Source organism: Exiguobacterium oxidotolerans JCM 12280 (genome assembly GCF_000702625.1).
Taxonomy (GTDB): domain Bacteria; phylum Bacillota; class Bacilli; order Exiguobacteriales; family Exiguobacteriaceae; genus Exiguobacterium_A; species Exiguobacterium_A oxidotolerans.
Map to the genome: position 1 here is coordinate 1,563,401 of NZ_JNIS01000001.1, position 26,470 is coordinate 1,589,870.

17 protein-coding genes, 3 tRNA genes, 3 rRNA genes and 1 other annotated feature are annotated in these 26,470 nt (G+C 47.4%); of the genes, 19 read left to right on the forward strand and 4 right to left on the reverse strand.

Going from position 1 to position 26,470, the window contains the following annotated elements; genetic code table 11:
• Nucleotides 1-95: 95 nt before the first annotated feature.
• The 3 genes from yidC to rpmH form a co-directional block, all read right to left on the reverse strand.
• Nucleotides 96-950: a membrane protein insertase YidC gene (gene yidC, locus P403_RS0107915; protein ID WP_029332170.1), complete on the reverse strand. Its 855-nt coding sequence runs from the start codon at nt 948-950 to the stop codon at nt 96-98.
• A 98-nt stretch (nt 951-1,048) separates the two neighbouring features.
• The gene (gene rnpA / locus P403_RS0107920; RefSeq protein WP_029332171.1) at nt 1,049-1,399 is read right to left on the reverse strand and encodes a ribonuclease P protein component; all 351 of its coding nucleotides are present in this window, start codon (nt 1,397-1,399) and stop codon (nt 1,049-1,051) included.
• Nucleotides 1,400-1,567: 168 nt separating this feature from the next.
• Nucleotides 1,568-1,702 (reverse strand): 50S ribosomal protein L34, encoded by a 135-nt coding sequence (gene rpmH, locus P403_RS0107925; RefSeq protein ID WP_012371910.1) that lies wholly within the window; start codon nt 1,700-1,702, stop codon nt 1,568-1,570.
• Nucleotides 1,703-2,430: 728 nt separating this feature from the next.
• On the opposite strand from rpmH, the gene dnaA reads away from it, so the two are divergent.
• The 11 genes from dnaA to guaB all read left to right on the forward strand — a co-directional run bounded on the left by dnaA (nt 2,431) and on the right by guaB (nt 19,371).
• Nucleotides 2,431-3,828 (forward strand): chromosomal replication initiator protein DnaA, encoded by a 1,398-nt coding sequence (gene dnaA, locus P403_RS0107930; RefSeq protein WP_029332172.1) that lies wholly within the window; start codon nt 2,431-2,433, stop codon nt 3,826-3,828.
• Nucleotides 3,829-4,014: 186 nt separating this feature from the next.
• A complete protein-coding gene (gene dnaN, locus P403_RS0107935; RefSeq protein ID WP_029332173.1) occupies nt 4,015-5,148 on the forward strand; it encodes a DNA polymerase III subunit beta in 1,134 nt (377 codons plus the stop codon).
• Nucleotides 5,149-5,289: 141 nt separating this feature from the next.
• Nucleotides 5,290-5,511 (forward strand): S4 domain-containing protein YaaA, encoded by a 222-nt coding sequence (gene yaaA, locus P403_RS0107940; RefSeq protein ID WP_029332174.1) that lies wholly within the window; start codon nt 5,290-5,292, stop codon nt 5,509-5,511.
• A 1-nt stretch (nt 5,512) separates the two neighbouring features.
• Nucleotides 5,513-6,667 (forward strand): DNA replication/repair protein RecF, encoded by a 1,155-nt coding sequence (recF, locus tag P403_RS0107945; RefSeq protein WP_029332175.1) that lies wholly within the window; start codon nt 5,513-5,515, stop codon nt 6,665-6,667.
• Nucleotides 6,668-6,677: 10 nt separating this feature from the next.
• Nucleotides 6,678-8,591: a DNA topoisomerase (ATP-hydrolyzing) subunit B gene (gyrB, locus tag P403_RS0107950; protein ID WP_200872415.1), complete on the forward strand. Its 1,914-nt coding sequence runs from the start codon at nt 6,678-6,680 to the stop codon at nt 8,589-8,591.
• A gap of 27 nt (nt 8,592-8,618) precedes the next feature.
• Nucleotides 8,619-11,267: a DNA gyrase subunit A gene (gene gyrA, locus P403_RS0107955; protein ID WP_029332177.1), complete on the forward strand. Its 2,649-nt coding sequence runs from the start codon at nt 8,619-8,621 to the stop codon at nt 11,265-11,267.
• Between the two features lie 102 nt (nt 11,268-11,369).
• Nucleotides 11,370-12,416: an HD-GYP domain-containing protein gene (locus P403_RS0107960; RefSeq protein ID WP_029332178.1), complete on the forward strand. Its 1,047-nt coding sequence runs from the start codon at nt 11,370-11,372 to the stop codon at nt 12,414-12,416.
• Between the two features lie 525 nt (nt 12,417-12,941).
• Nucleotides 12,942-14,503 (forward strand): 16S ribosomal RNA (locus P403_RS0107965).
• Between the two features lie 166 nt (nt 14,504-14,669).
• Nucleotides 14,670-17,584: ribosomal RNA gene (locus P403_RS0107970) — 23S ribosomal RNA — on the forward strand.
• A 46-nt stretch (nt 17,585-17,630) separates the two neighbouring features.
• Nucleotides 17,631-17,746: ribosomal RNA gene (gene rrf, locus P403_RS0107975) — 5S ribosomal RNA — on the forward strand.
• The 16S, 23S and 5S rRNA genes sit together here, the layout of an rRNA operon.
• 158 nt (nt 17,747-17,904) lie before the next feature.
• Nucleotides 17,905-19,371, forward strand: coding sequence for an IMP dehydrogenase (gene guaB, locus P403_RS0107980; RefSeq protein ID WP_029332179.1), 1,467 nt, complete (start codon nt 17,905-17,907; stop codon nt 19,369-19,371).
• Between the two features lie 136 nt (nt 19,372-19,507).
• On the opposite strand, the gene pdxR is transcribed toward guaB, so the two are convergent.
• Nucleotides 19,508-20,899, reverse strand: coding sequence for a MocR-like pyridoxine biosynthesis transcription factor PdxR (gene pdxR, locus P403_RS0107985; protein WP_029332180.1), 1,392 nt, complete (start codon nt 20,897-20,899; stop codon nt 19,508-19,510).
• Nucleotides 20,900-21,028: 129 nt separating this feature from the next.
• Between pdxR and pdxS the strand changes: the two genes are divergently transcribed.
• From pdxS to P403_RS0108025, 8 genes are all read left to right on the forward strand, one after another.
• The gene (pdxS, locus tag P403_RS0107990) at nt 21,029-21,916 is read left to right on the forward strand and encodes a pyridoxal 5'-phosphate synthase lyase subunit PdxS (protein ID WP_029332181.1); all 888 of its coding nucleotides are present in this window, start codon (nt 21,029-21,031) and stop codon (nt 21,914-21,916) included.
• On the forward strand, nt 21,910-22,491 hold the full coding sequence (pdxT, locus tag P403_RS0107995; RefSeq protein ID WP_029332182.1) for a pyridoxal 5'-phosphate synthase glutaminase subunit PdxT: 582 nt from the start codon (nt 21,910-21,912) through the stop codon (nt 22,489-22,491). Before pdxS ends, pdxT begins: the two co-directional genes overlap by 7 nt.
• Before the next feature lie 86 nt (nt 22,492-22,577).
• The gene (locus tag P403_RS0108000) at nt 22,578-23,822 is read left to right on the forward strand and encodes a D-alanyl-D-alanine carboxypeptidase family protein (RefSeq protein WP_029332183.1); all 1,245 of its coding nucleotides are present in this window, start codon (nt 22,578-22,580) and stop codon (nt 23,820-23,822) included.
• Nucleotides 23,823-23,834: 12 nt separating this feature from the next.
• Nucleotides 23,835-24,044, forward strand: a binding site (T-box leader).
• Nucleotides 24,045-24,106: 62 nt separating this feature from the next.
• Nucleotides 24,107-25,384, forward strand: coding sequence for a serine--tRNA ligase (gene serS, locus P403_RS0108005; protein WP_029332184.1), 1,278 nt, complete (start codon nt 24,107-24,109; stop codon nt 25,382-25,384).
• Between the two features lie 137 nt (nt 25,385-25,521).
• A tRNA-Ser gene (locus tag P403_RS0108010) sits at nt 25,522-25,612 on the forward strand.
• A gap of 35 nt (nt 25,613-25,647) precedes the next feature.
• Nucleotides 25,648-25,738 (forward strand) — tRNA-Ser (locus tag P403_RS0108015).
• A gap of 34 nt (nt 25,739-25,772) precedes the next feature.
• Nucleotides 25,773-25,862: transfer RNA gene (locus tag P403_RS0108020), tRNA-Ser, on the forward strand.
• 105 nt (nt 25,863-25,967) lie between these two features.
• Nucleotides 25,968-26,432 carry a DinB family protein gene (locus P403_RS0108025; protein ID WP_029332185.1) on the forward strand — a complete coding sequence of 155 codons (465 nt, stop codon included), beginning with the start codon at nt 25,968-25,970 and terminating at the stop codon, nt 26,430-26,432.
• Nucleotides 26,433-26,470 lie beyond the last annotated feature (38 nt).

The window sequence follows — 26,470 nt, forward strand, 5'->3', positions numbered from 1 at the left end:
GTTATAAATGGGTATAACGTGACAACTATACACGAAATAGCCCAAAAGAAAAAGAGCGACACTCTGTAAAAACGGAGTATCGCCCTCATTTGTGATTAACGTTTCTTTTTCGGCTTTTTCGGAGCAGGAGCTGCTTCAGCCGCTTCTTTTTCACGTTTTGAAGCAATCGTTGCTTCAGTCTGTAATTTAATCTTCTCACGCATCGGCTTCATGATCACGATCGTCACGATAATCGAGAAGATATAACCAACGACCCAGTAAAGTGATAGGGCAGATGGTAACGTCACACCCATGACGAAGATCATGACCGGGAAGATGTATAACATGATTTTCATCTGCGGATTATCTTCTTGCCCTGCCATCGAGAGTTTCTGTTGCAGGTACGTAAAGACCGCGGAAAGAATCGGTAAGATAAAATACGGATCTGGCTTTCCAAGATCGAACCAAAGGAACGTATGCTTGAAAATATCCGGCGTGTAAATGATTGCATTGTAGAAGGCAATCAAGATTGGCATTTGAATTAAGATCGGTAAACAACCTGCAAGTGGATTGACGTTATGCTCCTGATAAAGCTTCATCATTTCCTGTTGCAATTTCTGTTGTGTTTCCTGATCTTTTGAACTGTATTTCTCACGCAGTTTCATCATTTCTGGCTGGATGACTTGCATACCACCCATACTCTTCGTTTGTTTAATCATCAACGGTAAGATGACAAGACGAACAATCAATGTCGTAATCACGATTGCAATCCCGTAATCCCCATTAAAGTATTCTGCAATTTTTCCAATCAACCAAGCCATCGGCCAAACAAAATAATGTTTCCAGAAACCTTCTGTGTCCGCAGTAATCGGTTCACCTGTTCCATATGTTCCAGGTGTACAACCCGATAGAACAACCGCGAGTACTGACATCAGTCCAAGTGTCAACCAAATCTTAGTTCTCTTGTTCATAATTCCTCCTAATGATGTTTACCCTTTGTCGGTCCAGACTCCTTCTATAGATAGAATAAGGAAAGACCGTTACAAATCAAACAGAATATACTACGTATTTATTTAACTTGCCGCTTCCAGACGCCGGAACGCTTTAATACATGTCGCAAACTATCTGCGACTTCTTGCGCAGTCATCTTCGCAGCTGGATTGCGGGCGATGATTACAAGATCATAATCTGGTGCAATCGAAGCTTCATGTAACAAAAATGCTTCACGAAGGTACCGTTTTACCTGATTACGTACGACAGCATTTCCGATTTTCTTACTCACTGATAAACCAATCCGAAAATGAGCTTGCTGGTCTTTTTTTAGTGCGTATACGACAAATTGCCGATTGGCGACAGAGGCTCCTCGAGTAAACACCGCTTGGAACTCCTTGTCTTTCTTGACGCGGTATTCCTTCTTCACCTTGATCACACTCCATCCTGACATCACGAAAATTCGTCGTCTTTCATCATATCATAGAATAATCCTGCTTCGCGAGAGGGGGTTGTGACAAAAGCACGAACACCCTTAAAAAAAAGCAAAAAAAAGATCACCTCAGGCATCGCCAGAAGTGATCTCATCATCGCTCGATTATACAGTCAAGGCTTTGCGGCCTTTAAGACGGCGAGCAGCCAAGATCCGGCGGCCACTCTTCGTTGCCATGCGCGCACGGAATCCGTGAACTTTTTTGCGCTTACGGTTGTTTGGGTTGAAAGTTGGTTTCATTTTAGTCTGCACCTCCTTTAAAAATTACTCTATTAAAAAACATCGTTTTCTACTTTAAGGCAGTCTTGTACATTATATAAATCAAAAGGGACCTTGTCAATGAAAGTTCGTAAGAATTATCTCGTTCGATTCTATCGATTCGTTACGATAGAAATCTGGATGAGGGTTCGTATTACAAGATAGGATCTGATCTGCATGAACAATAGGAAATTCCCCAAATCAAAACTATCCACAGACTTATCCACACTATCCACACTTTCCGTGGATAACTCTTCACTTTGTCTACAATAGTATTTTTTAAAATCAACGTCAAGGTTTGATTTTCGACTCGATTCTCCAACTATTTTTGATTTTGTGTATAACTATTTTTTTACGCTTCCTCTTTCAAAAAGTTATACACACGTTATCCACACCTTATCCACACTATCCACAGCCTGTGGGTAACTACCTGTGTATATCTTTATTTACTTGTGGATAAATCACTCTAGGCATTGCCAGGGCTCATTTCATTTGATACACTAATTGTGCATAACAACGACACGAACCAAATTGAATTTTCAAGTTATACACACCCTGTGGATAACTTTATACACAGTTTTATTTGCCTGTGGATAACGTTATCCACAGTTTTTATGTTGTGGGGATAAGTCGAGTTTCTTCATTAACTTTGTCCTGTGCATAAACCTGTGTATAGTTTTTTATATCATGATAGAAAAAGGGGGGTATTTATGAAAAACGCTGCCGAACTTTGGCATAATGTATTGTCTGTGATCGAGGAAGAAGAACGGACACCTAAGGCAAGTTATGACATGTGGTTAAAATCCACTGAAGGCGTCACGCTGAATGGAACGACACTAATCATCTCAGCACCAGCTGCATTTACCGTTACTTGGCTGGAACGTCAATACTTATCGTTACTCGAAGATACGGTTGAAGAAGTGACAGGGAGTCGACTTGATATTCAATTTATCGAGGAAGGCCAAGCAAAGAAGATGCTCGATCGTCAAAATGAGGAAGCGTCTGAGACGGTACCACCGTCTAAAACATCAAATCGTGCACAATCGTCACGAAAACCAACCGATGAGCTGGTCATGAGTGAACTCGGTCAATTGAACACAAAATACACGTTCGATACGTTTGTCATTGGATCAGGTAACCGTTTTGCCCATGCCGCTTCCTTGGCTGTAGCAGAAGCACCTGCAAAAGCCTATAATCCTTTATTCATCTATGGAGGAGTCGGACTTGGTAAAACCCATTTGATGCACGCGATTGGCCAGTACGTCCAAGATCAAAACCTTGGGACACGGATCGCCTATGTCTCCTCGGAACGTTTTACAAATGACTTCATTAACTCGATTCGGGACAATAAAACCGTTGAGTTTCGGAACAAATACCGGAACATCGATGTTCTATTAATAGATGACATTCAATTTCTCGCAGGAAAAGAGCAGACGCAAGAGGAGTTTTTCCACACATTCAATGCCCTGCACAATGATCAAAAACAAATCATCATCTCAAGTGATCGACCACCAAAAGAAATTCCGACACTTGAAGATCGGCTCCGTTCTCGGTTCGAGTGGGGATTGATAACAGACATCACACCGCCTGACCTTGAGACACGGATTGCGATTCTCCGGAAAAAAGCCAATGCCGAGCAACTTGATGTTTCTAATGAAGTCATGCTCTATATCGCGAGTCAGATTGACACGAACATCCGCGAGCTCGAAGGGGCACTGACGCGTGTCATTGCTTATGCAAACCTGGTCGGACGGACGATTGATCCGAATGTTGCGGCAGAAGCGCTGCATAACATCATGCCGGTCACGGAGCCACGAAAAGTCACGATTCGCGACATCCAAGAGTCGGTCAGTAAACACTTCAACTTACCGTTTGACGACTTAAAGGCCAAAAAACGGACGAAATCGATTGCCTTTCCCCGCCAGATCGCGATGTACCTCTCGCGAGAGATGACGGAAAGTTCTTTACCGAAGATTGGTGAGGAATTTGGTGGACGGGATCACACGACGGTCATCCATGCACATGAGAAAATCAGTATGCTCGTTAAATCGGATGGAGAAACAGGAAAAGTCATTGAACAAATTAAGCATGAATTGAAACATTCCTGAACCTGTGGATAAGCTGTGGATAAAAGAGGCTAGTTATCCACAAGTTATCCACACGCACTTTGGCTCTATACCAAGTTATCCACCGACTTATCCACACTATCCACAGCCCCTAATACTATTATTAAAAAAATATATTATTATGTTATGATGATGTAACGCCCATTTTGAGAGGAGCTTAACGACAATATGCATATTACAATTCAACGCGATACTTTAATCCAAGCCATCCAAGACGTAGCGAAAGCTGTCTCATCAAGAACGACGATTCCAATCTTAACGGGAATCAAACTTGAAGCGCATGGTGACGGAATGACGTTAACAGGGAGCGATACCGAGATTTCAATTGAACGGACAATCTACGCGGAAGAGAATGGTACTTCTTATGTAACGGTCCACCGCGCCGGTAGTGTCGTCCTCAATGCCCGTTTCTTTGGTGATATCGTTAAAAAGTTACCAACAGACGAAGTCATCATCGAAGTCTCTCCAAACTTCATGACACGGATTCAGTCCGGGACAGCTGAATTCCACCTGAACGGTCTTGACTCAGACGAGTTTCCGCGTCTTCCACAAGTCGATGGGGGGCAACAGTTCCGTTTACCTGCAGATCTATTACGTTCAATGATCCGTCAGACGAGTTTCGCCGTCGCGGTCCAAGAAACACGTCCTGTTTTGACAGGAGTGAATTTCTCAGCAGATAAAGGCATTTTGACATGCGTATCGACGGATAGTCATCGCCTTGCACTACGTCGGGCACAGTTTGAGACAGAGAACGAGATTTCGTTCCAAAATGTCATCGTGCCGGGTAAGAGCTTAAACGAATTATCGAAACTGTTAGGTGACGGTCATGTCGATGTCACGATCACGAACCAGCAAATCCTCTTCAAAATGAAACATGTCCTATTCTTCTCTCGTTTGCTCGACGGGAACTACCCGGATACGTCGCGTTTGATTCCAGAAGAGTACCGGACTGCTGTTCGCATGAATGCGAAGGAATTGCTTCAGGCAATCGACCGGGCATCCCTTCTTGCGCGTGAAGACCGCAACAACGTCATCAAGTTCGCCGCAGAAGGTACGACAGCCGTCGAAATTTCATCACACTCACCAGAAGTTGGGAAAGTTTCCGAACAAGTGAGCATCTTGTCGCTTGAAGGCGAAGAGCTGAAGATTTCTTTCAACTCGAAATACATGATGGATGCCTTGAAAGCACTCGATGCGACGGATATTGAAATTCAATTCACGGGATCGATTCGACCATTCATTCTCCATCCGGTCGACCAAGATAACGTCTTGCAATTGATTTTACCTGTCCGTACGGCTTGATTCCTTCCCCGAGAAACCGACTTGGTTTCTTGGGTTTTTTTTGTAATCCGTATATATGTTCGTTCATTTTGCTAAATCATGAGTTTTTTAGTACAATAAAGAGTACGTCATTTATAATATGTAGGTAGGAGGAGTCAATCCATGAATCAAATCAAAATCACGTCGGAATATGTCACATTAGGTCAGTTCTTGAAGCTGTCTGATATTATCTCGAGCGGAGGACAAGCAAAACCATTTCTAGCGGAGGTACCTATTCTCGTCAACGGTGAGGTCGATCAGCGACGTGGTCGTAAGCTGCGGGATGGAGATGTCATTGACGTAGAAGATTACGGTCAATTCGTCATCAAGAACGAGGCGAACTAACGTGCGACTAGATTCGGTACGACTCAGTCATTATCGCAACTATGAGTCGCTGGAATTGTTCTTTTCTGAAAAGACGAACGTTTTAATCGGGGAAAATGCTCAAGGCAAGACGAACTTGCTCGAAGCAATCCACGTATTGGCGCTCGCGAAATCGCACCGGACGACACACGATAAGGAATTGATCCAGTGGGATGCGGAAGCAGCACGCGTCGAAGGGCGTGTCATGAAGCGGATGGGTCCCCATTCGCAGGAAATCCAGATTTCGAGTCGTGGGAAGAAGGCGAAGCTCAATCATCTCGAACAGCGGCGCCTCAGTGATTATATCGGGGCGCTCAATATCGTGTTGTTCGCACCAGAGGATTTGCATATCGTCAAAGGCAGTCCACAAGTCCGGCGTCGCTTTTTAGATATGGAGATTGGTCAAGTCAGTCCGGTCTACCTGCATGAATTAAGTCAATACCTGAAAGTGTTGAAACAACGGAATGCGTTGTTGAAGCAGTTGTCAATTAAAGGGGGGGACGAGACGTTCCTCGACATTTTGACGGAACAGATGATTACGCTTGCCGTTAAAATCGTTCAACGCCGTCATCATTTCATTGCCCAGCTCGAAAAGTGGGCGCGACCGATTCATGATGGAATCAGTCGTGGACAGGAAGAACTCGTTCTACGCTATCGATCCGATACATTTAGTGATGATTCGCTAGATGTCGAAGGAATGACTGCTTCTTATACGCAGAAGTTTGGTAAAATAAAAGAAAATGAAATTAGACGAGGCGTGACGTTATTTGGTCCACACCGTGATGACTTCGAAATGGAGGTCAATGGACGAAATGTCCAGACGTACGGTTCACAAGGACAGCAGCGGACGGCTGCGCTCTCGTTGAAGCTAGCAGAGATTGAGTTGATTCATGAGGAAGTTGGAGAATACCCGTTACTTCTTCTAGACGATGTGTTATCGGAACTCGATGATCATCGCCAAACCCATTTACTCGATACGATGCAACAAAAGGTTCAGACGATCCTGACGACGACGAGTGTCGAGGGAATCGCACATGAAACGATTAGACAAGCGAAGTTGTTCCACGTGAAACAAGGGGCAGTTATTTTGGAAGAGACATCCTATAAAGAAACAGTAGGTGAGAAAACCGATGAGTAATCATGAAGATATGGAATTGGAACAAGGGTACGGTGCCGATCAGATTCAGGTACTTGAAGGTCTTGAAGCCGTTCGAAAACGTCCAGGTATGTACATTGGATCAACCGCGTCGAAAGGGCTCCACCATTTAGTTTGGGAAATCGTCGATAACTCGATTGATGAAGCACTAGCTGGATACTGTGACACGATTAAAGTCACGATTGAACCAGGGAACTCGATTCTAGTCGAGGATAACGGTCGGGGAATTCCGATTGATATTCAAGAAAAAATGGGACGTCCTGCAGTCGAAGTCATTTTAACGGTCCTCCATGCCGGCGGTAAGTTTGGTGGCGGAGGCTACAAAGTATCAGGTGGTCTTCACGGTGTCGGGGCTTCGGTCGTCAATGCCTTGTCGACGAAGCTTGAAGTATTCGTTAAGCGGAACGAGAAGCTCTATTATCAATCGTATCATCGTGGTGTTCCGACACAAGATCTCGAAATCATCGGGACTTCAGAAGAGACAGGGACGATGATTCGTTTCTTCCCGGACAGTGAAATCTTCCAGGAAACACTCGAATACGATTACGATTTACTTGCGACACGTTTACGTGAACTCGCTTTCTTGAATAAAGGTCTGAACATCGTCATTACGGACGATCGTGCAGAAGAACCGATTACGCGGCACTTCCATTACGAAGGTGGAATCAAGTCGTACGTTGAACACTTGAACCGCTCGAAAGAAGTTGTCCACCCGGAACCGGTCTATGTCCACGGGACAAAAGACGGAATTGAAGTCGAAGTTGCGCTTCAATACAACGATGGCTTTGCAGCCAACATCTATTCGTTTACGAACAACATTCCGACGCATGAAGGTGGTACGCATGAAACGGGCTTTAAGACGGCGTTGACGCGTGTCATCAATGACTATGCGAAGAAGTTCGGTTTGATGAAAGAAGCAGACGGTACGTTGTCTGGGGAAGACGTCCGTGAAGGAATGACGGCAATCGTCTCGATCAAACACCCGAACCCCCAATTCGAAGGACAAACGAAAACGAAGCTTGGTAACTCGGATGCTCGAACAGCGACCGATACGTTATTCTCTTCCATCTTTGAACAGTTCATGATGGAAAACCCGACGAATGCTCGTGCAATCGTCGAAAAAGGAATGATGGCCTCGCGTGCCCGGATGGCAGCGAAACGCGCGCGTGAATTGACACGTCGCAAAGGTGTCCTAGAAGTAAGTTCACTTCCTGGTAAATTGGCCGACTGTTCATCGCGGGATGCAACGATTTCAGAAATCTATATCGTCGAGGGTGACTCAGCGGGTGGTTCTGCGAAATCAGGTCGTGACCGTCACTTCCAAGCGATTTTACCGATCCGTGGTAAAATTTTGAACGTTGAAAAAGCCCGTCTCGATAAAATTCTCGGCAGTAACGAGATCCGGACGATCATTACCGCACTCGGAACGAGTATCGGTTCAGAATTCAACATCGAAAAAGCACGGTATCATAAAGTCATCATCATGACCGATGCCGACGTCGATGGTGCCCACATCCGGACACTCCTGTTGACGTTCTTCTACCGGTATATGCGTCCGCTCGTCGAGCATGGTTATGTCTATATCGCACAACCGCCGCTCTATGGAATCAAGCAAGGGAAAAACATCACATATGTGCATAACGAACGTGAACTGAACGAGGCCTTAGCCGCACTTCCAGAAAACGCGCGTTACGACATTCAGCGTTACAAAGGTCTCGGTGAAATGGATCCAGAGCAACTTTGGGAAACAACGATGGATCCGAGTGGTCGTCAAATGCTTCGGGTTGAACTTCAAGATGCCATCGAAGCGGATGAAGTATTCGATATCTTGATGGGAGATCAGGTAGAACCACGTCGTGACTTTATCCAGTCGCACGCGCATTACGTGAAGAACTTGGATATTTAACGTTGAATAGAGAGGGTGGCCAGACGAATGTCCGATCAACAAGGAATCATTAAAGATATAAATATTAGTCAAGAAATGCGTACATCCTTCATGGATTACGCGATGAGCGTCATCGTCGCACGTGCACTTCCAGATGTACGTGACGGTCTGAAGCCAGGACATCGCCGGATTCTTTATGCGATGAACGATCTCGGTATCCGCGCAGATAAGCCACATAAAAAATCTGCCCGTATCGTCGGTGAAGTTATCGGTAAGTATCACCCGCATGGTGATTCTGCTGTTTACGACACGATGGTTCGGATGGCACAGGACTTCAGCTACCGGTATGAGCTTGTCGATGGTCACGGAAACTTCGGTTCTGTCGACGGCGACTCCGCCGCTGCGATGCGATATACGGAAGCCCGTATGTCAAAAATCGCAATGGAGATCGTCCGTGACATCAATAAAAACACCGTTGATTTCAAAGATAACTATGATGGTTCGGAACGGGAACCGGAAGTCTTACCGGCACGTTTTCCGAACTTACTTGTCAATGGATCAAGTGGGATTGCGGTCGGGATGGCGACAAACATTCCACCGCACCAATTAGGTGAAGTCATCGATGGTGTACTTGCGCTAACGCACAACCCGGAGATTACGATTTCCGAATTGATGCAACACATTCCCGGTCCGGACTTCCCGACAGCTGGTGAAATTCTAGGGCGGAGTGGGATACGCCGTGCCTATGAAACGGGACGCGGGTCGATCATCGTTCGTGCGAAAGCAGAAATCGAACAAGCTAAAAAAGACCGCGAACGGATTATCGTCACGGAACTGCCGTATCAAGTCAACAAAGCACGTCTTGTTGAAAAAATCGCCGATCTCGTCCGTGAGAAGAAAATTGAAGGCATTACAGACTTACGTGACGAATCCGATCGTCGTGGTATGCGGATTGTCATGGAAATTCGTCGTGACGCGAACGCAAGCGTCATCTTAAATAACTTATACAAACAGACATCGATGCAAACGACGTTTGGTGTCAACATGCTTGCGATCGTTGGTGGTCGTCCGAAGACGTTGACACTTAAAGAGATGCTCTATCATTACCTCGAGCACCAAAAAGAAATCGTCCGTCGCCGAACACAGTTCGATCTTGAGAAAGCGGAGGCACGTGAACATCTTCTTGCGGGTCTTCGTATCGCACTTGATCACTTGGATGAAGTCATTAAAATCATCCGGGCGAACCGAACAGCCGATGCGGCACGCGAACAGTTGATGGATCGGTTTGCTTTATCAGAGAAACAATCGCAAGCGATTCTCGATATGCGTCTTCAACGTCTAACAGGACTCGAACGTGAGAAAATCGATGCTGAATATGATGAAATCATGCAATTGATTGCGGAACTCAAGAAAATTCTCGAAAGTGATGAAGAATTGCTCGAATTGATTCGGACGGAACTCGAGGAAGTGAAAGAACGCTTCAACGACAAACGCCGGACTGAAATTCGAATGGATCACATCGAATTCGAAGATGAAGATTTAATTCCTGAAAAAGATATCATCATCACATTGACGAGCAGCGGATACATCAAACGTCTCACGACGGATTCGTATCGAGCACAACGTCGTGGTGGTCGTGGTGTCCAAGGAATCGGAACGAATGATGCGGATTATGTAACACGTCTCTTATCGTGTTCGACGCATGATACGATCCTGTTCTTTACGAACCGCGGGAAAGTCTACCGCATCCGTGGGTATGAAGTACCGGAGATGAGCCGGACTTCAAAAGGTGTGCCAATCATCAACCTGATTCAGATTGAACGGGATGAAAAGGTTGAGACGATGATTCCAGTTAACTTCAAACGTTACTTGGAAGAGCAAAATGTCGTCGAAGAATCCATCATCGACGCGACAATCGAATCGGATGACGATGTAGCACCGGAAGAAGAAACGGAAGAGATTCTTGACGCAGAAGAAGTCATGCAGGATGAGCAAAAATCATTAATCTTCATGACACGCAAAGGACGCGTTAAACGTTCGCCACTCTCTGCGTACGCCCGGATTAATAAAAACGGTCTGATTGCGATTCGTCTGTTCGAAGACGACGAATTGACATCGGTCCGTCTCGCTTCGACAGACGATGAAGTCTTTACCGTTTCGAACCGTGGTAAGGCGATTCGTTTCCCGATCACAAACGTCCGCTCGATGGGACGTGGTGCGCGTGGTGTCAAAGCGATGAAACTAGCCGAAGAAGATATCGTCATCGGCATGGAGCTTGCGCGTGACGAACAAGATGTCCTCGTCATCACAGAAAAAGGCTTCGGGAAGCGGACACCAATGACTGAGTTCCGAAGCCAGACACGTGGTGGTAAAGGATTGATCGCAAGTAAAGTGAACGACCGGATTGGTCAAATTGCTGCCCTGCGGATCGTTGACGTCGATGATGACATCATGATCATGACAGAAGGCGGAATCGTCATTCGGACCGATTCACAAAACATTTCACGTGTCGGACGGAACACGCAAGGCGTTAAGGTCATTCGGATTGAAGAAGGTGACCGTGTCGCTACCGTTGCGAAACTGAAAAAAGAAGAAAACGAAGAAGCGATTGTTGATGAGCTGTCGACTGTCGTAGACGAAGAAAACGTTTCTTCGGCTGTTGAAGCAGAAACAGTAATCGAAGAAACCGAAGAATAACATCAGTATGGAATAAAGAGGTACAGCAGAGTCGGACGGTAGATGTCCCTACTCTGCTGTTTTTCTACAAATAAAACTGATGAGAGAAAGGGAAGAGGTAAGATGCGTATCGCAAGCGAGCGACTCATCATCGGCGATCGAGTAACGGAGTCAGTCTTTTTACATACCGATATACCGATTGTCGAAGCTGGAAAAAAACTAGGGACAGACGAACTAAGACGCCTGAAACGGTTTTTGATTAAGGAAATCGATATTGAGGAACGACCAGAAGGTCTAGTCGAAGAAAGTCAACAAGAGATGGTTCGTCTTCAAGAAGTGAGCGAAAATCCGTTCGAAGAACTTGTTAGTTCCTATAATCAAGTTTTCACCTCATGGGAGCAAGGTTTCACCCCGAATACATATGAAGCGTTGAAATGGGTTAAAAACTCGATGCCCGATACAGTTCGTCGGGAAGATATTTTACCGTTCTTCCTTGAACGGGGAACGGAAGCATATACAGTTCGCCATGCGATTTATCGAGGGGCACTTGCTCAGTTGTTAGCGGAAGCAGTCAGAAAAGAACGAAAGATGATTCAAGACTTATGGACAGCCTCTTACTTTGCAGACTATGGACTTGCACGTATCATGGAGTGGCGACATACAAAACGATATGAAGCGATGCAACAAGAGATTTTCCATCGGCATCCGGCGATGGCTTATCAAGCCTTACAAAACGATACGGTCATTTCAGATACGGTCAAACGTTTAATCGTCCAACACCATGAACGTCTAGACGGATCCGGTTATCCATTAAAAGCTACGGGTGATAAAATCATGGATCATACACGTCTTTTCATCGTAGCAGATGTTTTTGCGGCAATGACAAGCTGGCGTCCATATCGAGAGGCTTACACGGCATACGATGCATACGTTCACTTAAAGACGCGGCCGATGCAGTACGATTCGAAGTACGTTACATTACTCGGACAACTCTTATTGCCGATTGGAATCGGAGATCGTGTTTTGATGAGTAACGGAAAAATTGCGACTGTCGTGCGGAAAAATATCATCTTTGATCGTCCTGTCATCGTCTATGATGAGCATAATCAGCAAGTCTTGAAAGACTTAATGGAAGACCGGCAGTTGAACATCATGAAGCTAATGGATTGAGTAAGAACTAGTACTATAGAAGAAACAAGCCATTTAGTTTCAAAATAAGTGATCAATTGAACTAAGATATCGTTTTGTTCGAGTCGTATTTTAAACATGTTGCATAGCTTTGAGAATTTTTTAGAGTAGCACCTGATTGTTTCGACTCGAACAAAATAGTATATCTAAACCCACTCATACCCACTCATACCAACGATAAATGAGTTTTTATTCAAATGGCATCAAATCATTACAAAAGAAATTAAATTTCTTTTGTAAAAAATCTTGCACAATAATAAATCGCATGGTATATTATTTCATGTCCTAAAGAGGACGCACGCTTGAAACGAACGAAAAAAACTTCTTTTAAAAAGTTGTTGACTTATCGTTCCAGACTTGGTATTCTAATTGAGTCGCCAAAACAGGCGCGGACGAACTTTGAAAACTGAACGATGAGGCAAAAACGTATCTTCGGATACAAACAATGAATGAAGCGCAAGCTTCGTCAACGTGACTTTTAGTCACAACAACGAGCAAGTCAAACACTTTATGGAGAGTTTGATCCTGGCTCAGGACGAACGCTGGCGGCGTGCCTAATACATGCAAGTCGAGCGCAGGAAGTTCGCGGAACTCTTCGGAGGGAAGTAAGTGGAATGAGCGGCGGACGGGTGAGTAACACGTAAGGAACCTGCCTCAAGGATTGGGATAACTCCGAGAAATCGGAGCTAATACCGGATAGTTCTTCGGACCGCATGGTCCGATGATGAAAGGCGCTTCGGCGTCACCTTGAGATGGCCTTGCGGTGCATTAGCTAGTTGGTGGGGTAATGGCCTACCAAGGCGACGATGCATAGCCGACCTGAGAGGGTGATCGGCCACACTGGGACTGAGACACGGCCCAGACTCCTACGGGAGGCAGCAGTAGGGAATCTTCCACAATGGACGAAAGTCTGATGGAGCAACGCCGCGTGAGTGATGAAGGTTTTCGGATCGTAAAACTCTGTTGTAAGGGAAGAACAGATACGAGAGGTAATGCTCGTATCCTGACGGTACCTTGCGAGAAAGCCACGGCTAACTACGTGCCAGCAGCCGCGGTAATACGTAGGTGGCAAGCGTTGTCCGGAATTATTGGGCGTAAAGCGCGCGCAGGCGGCCTTTTAAGTCTGATGTGAAAGCCCCCGGCTCAACCGGGGAGGGTCATTGGAAACTGGAAGGCTTGAGTACAGAAGAGAAGAGTGGAATTCCATGTGTAGCGGTGAAATGCGTAGAGATGTGGAGGAACACCAGTGGCGAAGGCGACTCTTTGGTCTGTAACTGACGCTGAGGCGCGAAAGCGTGGGGAGCAAACAGGATTAGATACCCTGGTAGTCCACGCCGTAAACGATGAGTGCTAGGTGTTGGGGGGTTTCCGCCCCTCAGTGCTGAAGCTAACGCATTAAGCACTCCGCCTGGGGAGTACGGCCGCAAGGCTGAAACTCAAAGGAATTGACGGGGACCCGCACAAGCGGTGGAGCATGTGGTTTAATTCGAAGCAACGCGAAGAACCTTACCAACTCTTGACATCCCCTTGACCGCTTGAGAGATCAAGTTTTCCCTTCGGGGACAAGGGTGACAGGTGGTGCATGGTTGTCGTCAGCTCGTGTCGTGAGATGTTGGGTTAAGTCCCGCAACGAGCGCAACCCCTATCCTTAGTTGCCAGCATTTAGTTGGGCACTCTAGGGAGACTGCCGGTGACAAACCGGAGGAAGGTGGGGATGACGTCAAATCATCATGCCCCTTATGAGTTGGGCTACACACGTGCTACAATGGACGGTACAAAGGGCAGCGAGACCGCGAGGTGGAGCCAATCCCAGAAAGCCGTTCCCAGTTCGGATTGCAGGCTGCAACTCGCCTGCATGAAGTCGGAATCGCTAGTAATCGCAGGTCAGCATACTGCGGTGAATACGTTCCCGGGTCTTGTACACACCGCCCGTCACACCACGAGAGTTTGCAACACCCGAAGCCGGTGAGGTAACCGCAAGGAGCCAGCCGTCGAAGGTGGGGTAGATGATTGGGGTGAAGTCGTAACAAGGTAGCCGTATCGGAAGGTGCGGCTGGATCACCTCCTTTCTAAGGAAAACGTCCCGTAAGGGACATGCCCATCGTTCAGTTTTGAGAGCTCGTCTCTCAGTCTCGTAAGAGACACTCGCACCTTGAAAACTGAAGACATCAACAAGACATCAAATTTTTTATAACCATGTCATTAGACGTGTGTTCTTAGAATACCAAAATGCTAGATCAAGGTATGAAGGGCGTACGGTGGATGCCTTGGCACTAGGAGCCGATGAAGGACGCGACGAACAGCGATATGCTTCGGGGAGCAGTAAGTATGCTTTGATCCGAGGATTTCCGAATGGGGGAACCCACCATCCGTAATGGGATGGGACATGTTACATGAATACATAGTGTAGCGTGAGGCAGACCCGGGGAACTGAAACATCTAAGTACCCGGAGGAAGAGAAAGCAAATGCGATTCCCTGAGTAGCGGCGAGCGAAACGGGAACAGCCCAAACCGGAGAGCATGCTCTCCGGGGTTGTAGGACACTCTATACGGAGTCAAAAAGGAAGACAGTAGGTGAATGACCTGGAAAGGTCGGCCGAAGAAGGTGACAGCCCTGTAGCTGAAACTGTTTTCCCTCCAGAGTGGATCCTGAGTACGGCGGGACACGTGAAACCCCGTCGGAATCCGGGAGGACCATCTCCCAAGGCTAAATACTCCCTAGTGACCGATAGTGAACCAGTACCGTGAGGGAAAGGTGAAAAGCACCCCGGAAGGGGAGTGAAATAGATCCTGAAACCGTATGCCTACAAGTAGTCAGAGCCCGTTAATGGGTGATGGCGTGCCTTTTGTAGAATGAACCGGCGAGTTACGATAGCGCGCGAGGTTAAGCTGATGAGGCGGAGCCGTAGCGAAAGCGAGTCTGAATAGGGCGCCATAGTGCGTTGTCGTAGACCCGAAACCAGGTGATCTACCCATGTCCAGGATGAAGGTCAGGTAACACTGACTGGAGGTCCGAACCCACGCACGTTGAAAAGTGCGGGGATGAGGTGTGGGTAGCGGTGAAATGCCAATCGAACCTGGAGATAGCTGGTTCTCCCCGAAATAGCTTTAGGGCTAGCCTCGAGGTTGAGAGTTCCGGAGGTAGAGCACTGATTGGACTAGGGGCCCCCACAGGGTTACCGAATTCAGTTAAACTCCGAATGCCGGCAACTTATACTCGGGAGTCAGACTGCGAGTGATAAGATCCGTAGTCAAGAGGGAAACAGCCCAGACCGCCAGCTAAGGTCCCAAAGTGTATGTTAAGTGGAAAAGGATGTGGCGCTGCCTAGACAGCTAGGATGTTGGCTTAGAAGCAGCCACCATTCAAAGAGTGCGTAATAGCTCACTAGTCGAGTGGCGCCGCGCCGAAAATGTAACGGGGCTAAACATACCACCGAAGCTGCGGATTCCGTAAGGAATGGTAGGGGAGCGTTCCAAACCGCTGTGAAGCTGTACCGTAAGGAGCAGTGGAGCGTTTGGAAGTGAGAATGCCGGTGTGAGTAGCGAAAAGAGGGGTGAGAATCCCCTCCGTCGAAAGCCCAAGGTTTCCTGAGGAAGGCTCGTCCGCTCAGGGTTAGTCTGGACCTAAGCCGAGGCCGAAAGGCGTAGGCGATGGATAACAGGTTGATATTCCTGTACCACCGATCCACCGTTTGAACAATGGGGGGACGCAGGAGGATAGTGACGCATGCGGATGGAAGTGCATGTGTAAGTTTCGAGATCGTCTGATTGGCAAATCCGTCAGGCACCAAGATCGAGGAACGACGCGGAGTCCCCTAGGGACGAAGGTCACGATTTCACACTGCCAAGAAAAGCCTCTAGTGAGGTGGAAGGTGCCAGTACCGTAAACCGACACAGGTAGGCGGGATGAGAATTCTAAGACGCGCGGGATAACTCTCGTTAAGGAACTCGGCAAAATGGTCCCGTAACTTCGGGAGAAGGGACGCTCTACATGAGTAGAGCCGCAGTGAATAGGCCCAAACGACTGTTTAGCAAAAACACAGGTCTCTGCTAAATCGCAAGATGACGTATAGGGGCTGACGCCTGCCCGGTGCTGGAAGGTTAAGGGGATGGGTTAGCGCAAGCGAAGCTTTGAACCGAAGCCCCAGTAAACGGCGGCCGTAACTATAACGGTCCTAAGGTAGCGAAATTCCTTGTCGGGTAAGTTCCGACCCGCACGAAAGGCGTAACGATTTGGGCACTGTCTCAACGAGAGACCCGGTGAAATCATAGTACCTGTGAAGATGCAGGTTACCCGCGACAGGACGGAAAGACCCCATGGAGCTTTACTACAGCCTGATATTGAGGCTTTGTGCATGATGTACAGGATAGGCGGGAGACGTCGAGACCGGAGCGCCAGCTTCGGAGGAGTCACCCTTGGGATACCGCCCTTCATGCATAGAGTCTCTAACTCGCAGCCGTAATCCGGCTGGAGGACCGTGTCAGGCGGGTAGTTTGACTGGGGCGGTCGCCTCCTAAACAGTAACGGAGGCGCCCAAAGGTTCCCTCAGAATGGTTGGAAATCATTCGTAGAGCGCAAAGGCAGAAGGGAGCTTGACTGCGAGACCTACAAGTCGAGCAGGGACGAAAGTCGGGCTTAGTGATCCGGTGGTTCCGCATGGAAGGGCCATCGCTCAACGGATAAAAGCTACCCTGGGGATAACAGGCTGATCTCCCCCAAGAGTCCACATCGACGGGGAGGTTTGGCACCTCGATGTCGGCTCATCGCATCCTGGGGCTGGAGTAGGTCCCAAGGGTTGGGCTGTTCGCCCATTAAAGCGGTACGCGAGCTGGGTTCAGAACGTCGTGAGACAGTTCGGTCCCTATCCGTCGTGGGCGCAGGAAATTTGAGGAGAGCTGTCCTTAGTACGAGAGGACCGGGATGGACGCACCGCTGGTGTACCAGTTGTTCCGCCAGGAGCATCGCTGGGTAGCTACGTGCGGACGGGATAAATGCTGAAAGCATCTAAGCATGAAGCCCCCTCCAAGATGAGATTTCCCTTTGAGTAATCAAGAAAGACCCCTCAGAGACGATGAGGTAGATAGGTCACGGGTGGAAGCATGGTGACATGCGGAGCTGAGTGATACTAATCGGTCGAGGCCTTGTTCTAGCAGATGATTGTTGATGACTTCAGTTTTGAGGGCGCGAGCCCGTCGTCTGGTGACGATAGCCAAGTGGTCACACCCGTTCCCATGCCGAACACGGAAGTTAAGCACTTGAACGCCGAAAGTAGTTGGGGGCTTCCCCCTGTGAGGATAGGACGTTGCCAGGCAATTGAAAAAGACCGATCTGCATCTTGCAGGTCGGTCTTTTTGTGTTGTGTGAAACTTCAGACTGTTCTGATTATTAGTGGAGTCATTGACATGACTGCTTCTCCTTGTTACCATAACATCAATATTCTTTTATCAAAGAGAAAGCGAGTGGATAAACATGTGGGAGAATAAATTTGCTAAAGAGGGCTTGACGTTTGATGACGTTTTGCTTGTACCACGTCGTTCAAGTGTCTTACCACGTGACGTCGATCTATCTGTATCCTTATGCGAAGGGATTACACTGAACATCCCGTTGATCAGTGCAGGAATGGATACTGTGACGGAAGCACCAATGGCGATTGCCATGGCACGTCAAGGCGGTCTAGGTGTCGTCCACAAAAATATGTCGATGGAAGACCAAGCAGAACATGTCGATCGCGTCAAACGTTCTGAAAATGGTGTCATCACGAATCCGTTTTACCTTACACCTGAACGCCAAGTATACGATGCTGAATATTTAATGAGTAAATATCGTATTTCTGGTGTTCCGATTGTTAACAACGAAACAGAACGGAAACTCGTGGGTATTTTAACAAACCGTGATCTTCGTTTTGTTAAAGATTATTCGACGGTAATTGAGACGGTCATGACGACAGAAGAACTCGTCACTGCTACAGTTGGTACGTCACTTGAAGAAGCAGAACAAATTCTCCACAAACATCGCATTGAAAAGTTACCACTCGTTGATGAGAACGGTGTATTAAAAGGCTTAATCACAACAAAGGATATTGAAAAAGTGGAACAATATCCACATGCAGCAAAAGATCAATTCGGACGTCTTCTCGTCGCTGCAGCTGTCGGTGTCACGAAAGATGCATCTCTTCGCGCACGTTTCCTTGTTGATGCAGGCGTCGATGCACTCGTCGTCGATACGGCACACGGTCACTCTGAAGGCGTACTCTTAAAAGTACGTGAGCTTCGTGATGAATATCCAAATCTTCCAATCATCGCAGGGAACGTTGCAACAGCAGAAGCAACACGCGATTTAATTGAAGCTGGTGCATCGGTCGTCAAGGTAGGGATTGGACCTGGTTCAATTTGTACGACACGTGTCGTTGCGGGAGTGGGGGTTCCACAAATCACTGCAGTCTTTGATTGTGCGACGGAAGCCCGTAAGCATGGTGTCTCCATCATTGCTGACGGCGGAATCAAATACTCGGGCGATATCGTCAAAGCACTTGCAGCTGGCGGCCATGCCGTCATGTTAGGTAGTCTGCTCGCTGGTGTTGAAGAAAGCCCAGGCGAAATGGAAATCTACCAAGGTCGTCAATTTAAGACATACCGTGGTATGGGTTCTGAAGCATCAATGAAACGTGGTAGTCAAGATCGCTACTTCCAAGAAGCAGATAAAAAATTCGTTCCAGAAGGAATTGAAGGTCGCGTCGCTTACCGTGGAAAACTCGGTGATTCTGTCTATCAACTCGTTGGTGGGATTCGTTCAGGAATGGGATATTGTGGAGCAGCTTCATTAGAAGAATTGCGTGAAGACACACAATTCATCCGCATGACGGGTGCTGGATTACAAGAAAGTCACCCACATGACATTCAAATCACAAAAGAAGCATCGAACTATACACGCCAATAATCAAACAAAAAAGCCTTGCAGATGATGCGAGGCTTTTTTTGTTTGATCAGTGATGTCGAGCGACTCAAAGTGAGACACAGTATGAAAATCATGAACACATTTAAGTAGATTTTGTTCACAGTCCGAGAGAACAATACTATAACTTCCAAGCCTGTAACAACTCCCCAAGCCCCTCTTCAAGATCTGATTCCGATAGACTTGCAAAACCTAACACGATTTGTGGATGCACTGCTTCTAACGGAAGTTGTGCATACTGAGATAAACCATAGACCTGAATTGAAGCGTCGTGTGCTCGCCTGACTAATTCTTCTTCCGTCATCCCGTTCGCAACAGAAACGACGACATGCAAACCCGCACTTTCGCCGGTCAAGCGCAGGGATGAGACAGCACGTAACGAATTGACGACGATGTCTAACTTACGCCGGTAAATCTTTCGCATCCGGTTCAAATGTTTCTCGAAGTCTCCTTCTTTCATAAAGCGTGTCAAAATCGTTTGATCAAAACGTGAGACACTGCATGTGTAATAGGAGAGTTCGGCCTGATAGCGCTCAAGCAAAGAAGGCGGAAGGACCATGTAGCCAATCCGCAGTGAAGGCATGAGCGACTTGGAGAAGGTGCTCAAATAGAGGACCCGTTCACTATCGATGCTGTGGAGTGACGGAATCGACTTGCCACTATAACGAAACTCACTGTCGTAGTCATCCTCAATGATGTAACGTGTCGGCGATTCAGCAGCCCAGTTCACCAATTGCCGGCGCCGATTGACGGATAAGATGCTTCCGGATGGAAATTGGTGGGCAGGTGTCACATACATGATATCCACATTGGTCTGACTTAAAGTCGAGACTTTGACACCACTTTGATCGACCGGAATCGGGAGTGCTGTTCGTCCATGATTCTCAAGAATGAGTCGGGTCGCATGATAACCGGGATCTTCGATGCCATAGGTGACGTGTTGTCCTAGCAGGAAAATCAGTTGGGGTAAAAGTTGTTCGACCCCAGACCCGACGATGATTTGTTCAGGCGAACAGATGACACCTCTTGAGTGATATAGGTAGGTCGCAATTTCAACACGTAAGGCGAGATCGCCTTGCGGGTGTCCGAGTGAAACAAGAGATTGATTATGTTCATCGATGACATCCTTCGCATGTTTTCGCCAACGTGAAAAAGGAAAAGACGATCCATCGATTTTACTCGGATGGAAATCATGACGGATATAGGTGGACGGAGAAAGGTGTTGCCTCGTTGCTAGTGGTGTCTTCTTTACATAAGCGAGCTCTTCATGTGCTAAGACAAAATACCCTTTTCTTGAAATCGATTCGACATAGCCTTCGGCGACAAGTTGTTGATAGGCGAGCTCAATCGTCGTTTGACTCAAGTTCAAGAACTGACCGAGTTTTCGTTTTGATGGTAATTTGAGACCATACTCTAGACGTCCATCGATGATTTCTTGACGAATCTGCTGATACAATTGCTCGTATAACGGCTTATTGCCCTCTCGTATTAACTCGAACGATAACATATCCATCGAAGTACCTCCTAAAACTGACCTGTTCATTTCATCATAAACTGATACTTTTAAAATAGTCAATCGAGACTATACTAAAACGTAAGTATGGAGCTATCAATCAAATTGTTCGAGGGGGAATTTAGAATGATGGAACGGCAACAAGGAACGGACCGTGTCAAAAGAGGAATGGCTGAGATGCAAAAAGGGGGCGTCATCATGGACGTCGTCAATGCCGAGCAAGCAAAAATCGCAGAGGCAGCGGGCGCAGTCGCCGTCATGGCACTCGAACGTGTCCCATCTGATATTCGCCGAGATGGGGGTGTGGCACGCATGGCAGATCCGACCATCACGGAAGAGGTCGTAAATGCCGTCACGATTCCTGTCATGGCGAAATGCCGCATCGGGCATATCGTCGAAGCACGGATTCTTGAGTCGATGGGGGTCGATTTCATTGATGAAAGTGAAGTCCTGACACCGGCTGATGAAGAGTATCATTTGTTGAAGTCGACCTTTACGGTACCGTTCGTTTGTGGCGCACGCGATTTAGGAGAGGCGGCTCGGCGAATTGCGGAAGGTGCGGCGATGATTCGGACAAAAGGCGAACCGGGGACGGGGAACGTTGTTGAAGCTGTCCGGCATATGCGAAAAATTCAAGCGGAACTCAATCAGATTTTACATACGAATCCGGATGAGTTGATGACACGGGCGAAAGAGTGGGGTGCCTCTTATGAAGTCTTGCGTTTGATTCAGCAAGAAGGACGTCTACCGGTCGTGAACTTTGCTGCCGGTGGAATCGCGACGCCTGCTGATGCTGCACTGATGATGCACCTTGGTGCTGACGGTGTCTTCGTCGGTTCCGGGATCTTTAAATCGGAGCAACCGGAAAAATTTGCGAAAGCGATCGTCGAAGCCGTGACGTATCGGGATGACTTCGAACGAATTGCTTATCTCTCGAAAGGTCTTGGAACAGCGATGAAGGGGATTGATGTCACGTCGATGCCGTTTGAGGAACGGATGGCACCACGGGGATGGTAATCGGTGTACTTGGTCTACAAGGGGCAATCCGGGAACACCTTGAGATGTTGGCGTCGCTCGGTGTAAAGACGCGTATCGTTAAATCGGCCGGAGATTTAGAAGGACTCGCCGGACTCGTCCTGCCCGGTGGTGAATCCACGACGATGCGACGATTGATTGATCGTTACGCCTTACTTGCGCCCCTTCGACAAAAAATAAACACATTACCGATGTTCGGGACGTGCGCCGGGATGATTTTATTAGCGACGGAACTTGAACAAGGAGATGTTCACCTCGGGGCAATCCCGATGAAGGTGAAACGAAACGCCTTTGGTCGCCAAGTGGACAGTTTTGAAACGATGCTAGCCGTCGAGGGAATCGAGGTGGACATTGAAGCTGTCTTTATTCGAGGCCCTTATGTCGAACGAATCGATCAAGCGACCCGCGTTCTCGCTCGCATAGACGACGAAATCGTCGTCGTCGAAACAGACATGCATCTCGCCTGTTCGTTTCATCCGGAATTGACGAACGATACCCGTTTGCATCGTTACTTTATTGAAAAAGTAAAAAAACAACGTTCGGTTCACGTCATCTAACGACAAAAAAGTATCCTTCAGTTCAAGCTGTCGGATACTTTTTTTATGCTACACTGAGGGTATAAATGAATTAAAGGAGAGGAACGATGAAACGACTTTTCATACTCTTCTTGAGCGTCCTTTTGCTGACGACGAGTCTACTTCCAGTGACGAGTTATGCCGAGGTACCGACGATCAAGGCAGAATCCTACATCATGGTCGATGCTGTGACCGGTAAAGTATTGTTAGAAGAACAAGCCGATTTGGCTTTACCTCCCGCTTCGATGACGAAATTGATGACACTTTACTTAGTCCGACGTCAAATCGAACAAAAGAAACTAAGCTGGAACAAAAAAGTTCAACCAAGCCAAAAAGTGCTCAAATTAGCTGGCACACCAGGATTGGCACGGGTGCCGTTAAAAAATCGTACATATACCGTTCGTGAACTTTATAATGCCGCATTCATCAAATCGGCGAATGACGCTGCCGTCTTACTTGCTGAAGTCGTTGCCGGAACAGAACAAAAATTCGTCAAGCTGATGAATGAGACGGCGCAGACGTTTGGGATGGATAATACAGAATATGCAAACGCCTCGGGTCTCGACGCCGTCGATGCGGCCTTACCGGGGACGAACTTGATGACAGCGACGGATATCGCTTTACTTGTCATTCGGTTCATCAAGGACTATCCCGATGTCTTAGACGTCACGAGCCGCTCCTCGATGAAGCTTGACGGGACGACGCTTCAAAATTCGGATAAGATGCTGAAAAATCAAAAGTATGCGTATCCCGGGATGCGTGGGATGAAAACAGGGACGACGGATCTTGCCGGATATTGTTTTGCCGGTGTCGCGATCAAAGATAACATGACAATCATTACGGTCGTCATGCGGACGACATCCGATCAAGCACGTTTTGCAGAAACAAAAAAATTGCTCGATTATGGTTTTTCATCATTTGAACCGCTGACGTACTACGGCAAAGGCGAGCGTATAAAAGGTGTCTTCCCGATCCGCGGTGCAGAAGAAGCGGACTACGATGTCGTCACCGATGCGTCGCTTTACGTGACGGTACCGAAAAATGCAGCAAACCGTCCACCCGTATTTACGTTTGATGTGACCCATGCTCCTGTTAAAAATGGTGCAAGTGTCGGGACGGTTCAAGTGAAGGATGAGGGAACATATTTGCCGGGATTCGATGTGCCAAGATCACTTCTTTATAGTACGGAGCGGATTGAACTGGCGAGTTTTAAAACACGGTTATTCCGGGCGATTGCGGCCTGGTCCGATAAAATTGATGATGCGATTCGTAAACCGGGTCTTGTCAATCTCAAACAGGATAGTGTAAAGTAGAGCTAATCTCATAACGATGCAATGAACGGACCAAGTAAAGGAATTTATTCTGTTAAGAGAGCTAGTGGTTGGTGTGAACTAGTCAGAAGGATGCCTTGAATCGAGCCGGATCGCACACCTTGCGAACAAGGTGCGGGTACGCCCGTTATCGCGTCTTAAAGTTGGCTAGTTCTGTCTAGCAATGAGGGTGGCAACGCGGATCCAAGGTGATTCGTCCCTCTTCGGTTTTTTATACCGGAGAGGGATGGATTGCCTTTTTTTATTGAAAAAAAGGAGGAATACACATGATTGATATTAAACGCCTGCGTCAAGATTTTGACGCAATCCAAGAGAAACTGGCACACCGCGGGGAAGATTTGACGGACATGAACCGATTCATCGCGTTAGATGAAAAACGTCGTGAACTGATTGCCCGGACCGAGGTCTTGAAAGCGGAACGAAATGACGCGACGAAAAAAATCGCGGAACTCAAACGGAATAAAGAAAATGCCGACGAAGCAATTGCCGCGATGCGAACTGTCGGAGATGAGATTAAAGGGATCGATGACGAGTTGCGCGAAGTCGAAGCGACATTGAATCAACTGTTGCTTGGTATTCCGAACATCCCGCATGATAGCGTCCCAATCGGTTCTTCAGAAGATGATAATGTCGTCATCCGTGAAGTCGGTGATAAACCGGCCTTTGATTTTGAAGCTGTCCCGCACTGGGATTTGATGGAGCAGTTAAAAATCGTTGACGTTGAACGGGCAGGGAAAGTCACAGGAAGTCGCTTCGTTTTCTATCGTGGGGCAGGTGCTCGTCTCGAGCGGGCCTTGATCAACTTCATGATGGACATGCATCAAGATGAAAATGGCTACACGGAAATCTTACCACCACTCATGGTCAACCGCGAATCAATGACAGGAACAGGACAACTTCCGAAATTTGAAGAAGATGCCTTCAAAGTCGAAGAGACGAACTACTTCCTCGTCCCGACAGCGGAAGTACCCGTGACGAACATGCACCGGGACGAAATCTTGGCAGCGAGCCAGTTACCGATCGGTTATGCAGCATACAGCCAGTGTTTCCGCTCAGAAGCCGGATCTGCCGGTCGTGATACACGAGGTCTGATTCGTCAACACCAATTCAACAAAGTGGAGCTCGTTCGTTTCGTTAAGCCGGAAGAGTCTTATGAACAACTTGAACTGTTGACTGGTCAAGCCGAAGAAGTGCTTAAACGATTGAAATTACCGTATCAAGTCCTCAGCATGTGTACGGCGGATCTTGGGTTCACTGCAGCGAAGAAATATGATATCGAAGTCTGGATGCCGAGCCAAGGCGTCTACCGTGAGATTTCTTCTTGTTCAAACTTTGAAGATTTCCAAGCGCGCCGGGCACAAATTCGTTTCCGCTGGGAAGCGAATGCAAAACCGGAATTCGTGCATACATTAAACGGTTCTGCACTTGCTGTTGGCCGGACGGTCGCAGCCATCTTAGAGAACTATCAACAAGCAGACGGCTCAGTTATTATTCCAGAAGTACTTCGTCCATACATGGGCGGACTCAAAGTGATTCAAGCATAAGTAGAAAAGGGGGAGACTTCCCCCTTTGTACTTTTAAAAAGTTTTTTTAGAAAAGGTCTTTACAGAGTAAAACCAAGATGCTATTATAATTTATGTCAGGAAGGCAAGCACGTTACAATTTGCTCGATTATAAGTACGGAGGCGTACTCAAGTGGTTTAAGAGAACGGTCTTGAAAACCGTCAGGCGGCGAAAGCCGTGCGTGGGTTCGAATCCCACCGCCTCCTCCATTTCTTTTTTTTTACCTGAAAACTACATATAACTTGGAGGCGTACTCAAGTGGTTTAAGAGAACGGTCTTGAAAACCGTCAGGCGGCGAAAGCCGTGCGTGGGTTCGAATCCCACCGCCTCCTCCACTTCTTTTTTTTTACCCAAAATTACATTTAACATGGAGTCGTACCCAAGCCCGGCTGAAGGGGACGGACTCGAAATCCGTTAGGGGTCGCAAGGCCCGCGTGGGTTCGAATCCCACCGACTCCGCTTATATCGAGCATCTCACATCGTGTGAGATGCTTTTTTATTGCGTCGAGATCCGTCCGCGTGCTATGTTTTGCTACATGTAAAAAGGAAGAAGGAGTAAAGGATATGACAAACACAAAACAAACACTACTTGATCACTATAAAGAAACGATGGACTTCGTCCGAAATCTCGAACACATCCCGGAAGACGCGTGGCGGAGCTCGTATGCGGAAGGCAAATGGACGATTGCTGAAATCGTAGGTCACTTGTCACCGTGGGACCGCTTCATGGTAGCAGAACGTCTCCCATTTATGTTAGCGGACGAACCATTCCGTGTGAAACCGAACAGTCAGGAAGTCAACGAGGAAGCGGCGAAGATGAGTCGCGAACAGCAACGAATTTTGACGATTGATGAATTCTTAGTCAGCCGTGACCTGTTAAGACGGGCCGTCGATTTGATTCCGGAAGAGCGTTTGACGGATACATTCACATCAAACGGAAAAACGATGATGATCGTCGACTTGCTTGGCGCGATGAAACAGCACGACTTACATCACATCGACCAAATCAAACAAGTAACAGCACGCTAAAAAAAGCCCTTCGACGACTGTCGAGGGGCTTTTGAGTA